2 pseudogenes are annotated in these 329 nt (G+C 67.5%); both read left to right on the forward strand.

The window, feature by feature from the left end:
• A pseudogene (locus tag P3L18_RS28360) lies at positions 1–207 on the forward strand (hypothetical protein); the annotation flags it as partial.
• A pseudogene (locus P3L18_RS28365) lies at positions 165–329 on the forward strand (HNH endonuclease); the annotation flags it as partial. The pseudogenes P3L18_RS28360 and P3L18_RS28365, both read left to right, overlap by 43 nt.

Below are 329 nucleotides of genomic sequence, written 5' to 3' on the forward strand. Positions count from 1 at the left end.
TTCACGACCGGGATTTATCGGGACGGGCCGTGGGCCGGACGGTGCTGGTGGCGCACAAACACCCCGGTCGGGGCAGCCGAACCGAACCCGAAACGCACCAACGCACTCCCCGACGTCGGGGCCACCTATGCCGACGCGCTGGCCCGTATCCGCGCGGAGTTGCATCGTTCGGGCGGGCCCTGGTCGTACCCGGGGCACCCGTACTGACGGTGTTGAAGGACCCCGACGGGATTCTCGTCCCCCGGTTGCAGGGATACGGGCCCATCGACCCCAGCTACGCCACCACCCTCGCCGAGATAGCGAAAACCATCCACTACCCCGAATCCGTA

The sequence above is a fragment of the Gordonia sp. N1V genome (assembly GCF_029269935.1).
GTDB classification, from domain to species: domain Bacteria; phylum Actinomycetota; class Actinomycetes; order Mycobacteriales; family Mycobacteriaceae; genus Gordonia; species Gordonia polyisoprenivorans.